The sequence below is a fragment of the Streptomyces lushanensis genome, assembly GCF_001700515.1.
GTDB lineage: Bacteria > Actinomycetota > Actinomycetes > Streptomycetales > Streptomycetaceae > Streptomyces > Streptomyces lushanensis.
This window is the reverse complement of record NZ_MAUD01000615.1, coordinates 1-2,181: the sequence shown is the minus strand read 5'-3', so window position 1 is coordinate 2,181 and position 2,181 is coordinate 1. Positions and strand designations below refer to the sequence as shown.

Annotated in this window: 1 protein-coding gene and 2 pseudogenes; all 3 read left to right on the top strand. The window is 72.2% G+C overall.

From position 1 onward, the window contains the following. Window positions 1-35: 35 nt before the first annotated feature. A pseudogene (gene nadC / locus BFF77_RS31850) lies at window positions 36-989 on the top strand (carboxylating nicotinate-nucleotide diphosphorylase); the annotation flags it as partial. Beyond that, window positions 989-1,786 (top strand): type III pantothenate kinase, encoded by a 798-nt coding sequence (locus tag BFF77_RS31845; RefSeq protein WP_066956998.1) that lies wholly within the window; start codon window positions 989-991, stop codon window positions 1,784-1,786. The pseudogene nadC and the gene BFF77_RS31845, both read left to right, overlap by 1 nt. A 181-nt stretch (window positions 1,787-1,967) precedes the next feature. Next, window positions 1,968-2,181 (top strand): annotated as a pseudogene (locus BFF77_RS31840) (hypothetical protein); the annotation flags it as partial.

Below are 2,181 nucleotides of genomic sequence, written 5' to 3'. Positions count from 1 at the left end.
CGTAGCCCTCCTCACCGGCGGAGCAGCCGCAGCCGTCGCCGCAGCCTCCCGCGGCCGGTGCCGCCGGTGAGGAGGGCTACGGCCTCGCCGATCTGGAGTGCGGTCTCGATCCCGCTCTCGCCCGGCTGCTCGCCGACGCCGGCCTCGATCCCGTACAGGTCGAGGACATCGCCCATGTCGCCGTCGAGGAGGACCTCGACCACGGCGTGGACGTGACCACCGTCGCGACCGTCCCCGAGGACGCCGTCGCCACCGCCGACTTCGTCGCGCGCCAGAGCGGCACGGTCGCCGGCCTGAACATCGCCGAGGCCGTCCTGTCCGTCGTCTGCACGGAGGAGTTCGCGGTCGAGCGGCACGTCGCCGACGGCGACCGTGTCGAGGCCGGACAGAAGCTCCTCAGCGTCACCGCCCGCACCCGCGATCTGCTCACCGCCGAGCGCAGCGCGCTCAATCTCCTGTGCCGGCTCTCCGGTATCGCGACCGCCACCCGCGCCTGGGCCGATGTGCTCGAAGGCACCGGCGCCCAGGTCCGGGACACGCGCAAGACCACGCCGGGCCTGCGCGCGCTGGAGAAGTACGCGGTGCGCTGCGGCGGCGGCGCCAACCACCGGATGTCGCTCTCCGACGCGGCCCTGGTCAAGGACAACCACGTGGTCGCGGCGGGCGGTGTCGCCGAGGCGTTCAAGGCCGTACGGGACCGCTTCCCCGATCTGCCGATCGAGGTGGAGGCCGACACCCTGGACCAGGTGCGCGAGGTCCTGGACGCGGGCGCCGATCTGATCCTCCTGGACAACTTCACCCCGGCCGGGACGGCGGAGGCCGTGGCCGTCGTCGCGGGCCGCGCGCTCCTGGAGTCCTCCGGGCGGCTCTCCCTGGACAACGCCCGTGCCTACGCCGAGACCGGCGTCGACTTCCTCGCGGTCGGAGCGCTCACCCACTCCTCCCCGATCCTGGACATCGGCCTCGATCTGCGCGAGGTCGAAGCCTGATGCTTCTCACCATCGACGTCGGCAACACCCATACCGTTCTCGGCCTGTTCGACGGCGAGGAGATCGTCGAGCACTGGCGCATCTCCACCGACGCGCGCCGCACCGCGGACGAACTCGCCGTGCTGCTCCAGGGCTTGATGGGCATGCACCCGCTGCTCGGCGAGGAACTGGGCGACGGGATCGAGGGCATCGCGATCTGCTCGACGGTGCCCTCCGTCCTGCACGAGCTGCGCGAGGTGACCCGCCGCTACTACGGCGACGTTCCCGCCGTCCTCGTGGAGCCGGGCATCAAGACGGGTGTGCCGATCCTGATGGACAACCCCAAGGAGGTCGGCGCGGACCGCATCATCAACGCGGTCGCGGCGGTCGAGCTCTACGGCGGTCCCGCGATCGTCGTGGACTTCGGTACGGCGACGACCTTCGACGCGGTCAGCGCCCGGGGCGAGTACGCGGGCGGTGTCATCGCGCCGGGCATCGAGATCTCGGTCGAGGCGCTCGGCGTCAAGGGCGCCCAGCTCCGCAAGATCGAACTGGCCCGTCCGCGCAGTGTGATCGGCAAGAACACCGTGGAGGCGATGCAGTCCGGCATCCTGTACGGCTTCGCGGGCCAGGTCGACGGTGTGGTGGCGCGGATGGCCCGAGAACTGGCCGAGGACCCCGGCGAGGTCACCGTGATCGCGACCGGCGGGCTGGCTCCCATGGTCCTCGGCGAGGCCACCGTGATCGACGAGCACGAGCCCTGGCTGACCTTGATCGGTCTGCGTCTGGTCTACGAACGGAACGTCTCCCGTATGTGACCTCCGGCACCGCCGCGGGCGCTCCGCGAGCGCCGCGACCGCGCCCGGCCCGCGCAGCCCGCGACGGCCGGGCGGGGACGGCGCGCGGGCGCCCGCGCGGTCTTCCCCCGTTCGGCGGGCGGGCCGCGCCAGCGGAGAGGCGTTAAACGGATTTTGTCCCTTTGGCGCGTAGTGTCGCCGCATGCCCACGCCATACGGATCCCGCGGCGGCATGGCCTTCGGTGCCGAGGAGCTGCGTGTGCTCCGACGCGCCCTCGCCGTTGCCCTTCATCCCGTCCCGCTCCCGAACGAGGACGTCCGGGCCTGCCTGCGGCTCGCCGAGTCCGTGGACGAGGCGGTACGGGAGGCCGGGCGGCTGCGGGCGTTCCTGATGGCCGATCTCGCCCGGTACCGGG

Excerpts from the sequence above, each read along its gene's own strand:
- BFF77_RS31845 (WP_066956998.1), top strand. The coding sequence starts at position 989 with ATGCTTCTCACCATCGACGTCGGCAACACCCATACCGTTCTCGGCCTG.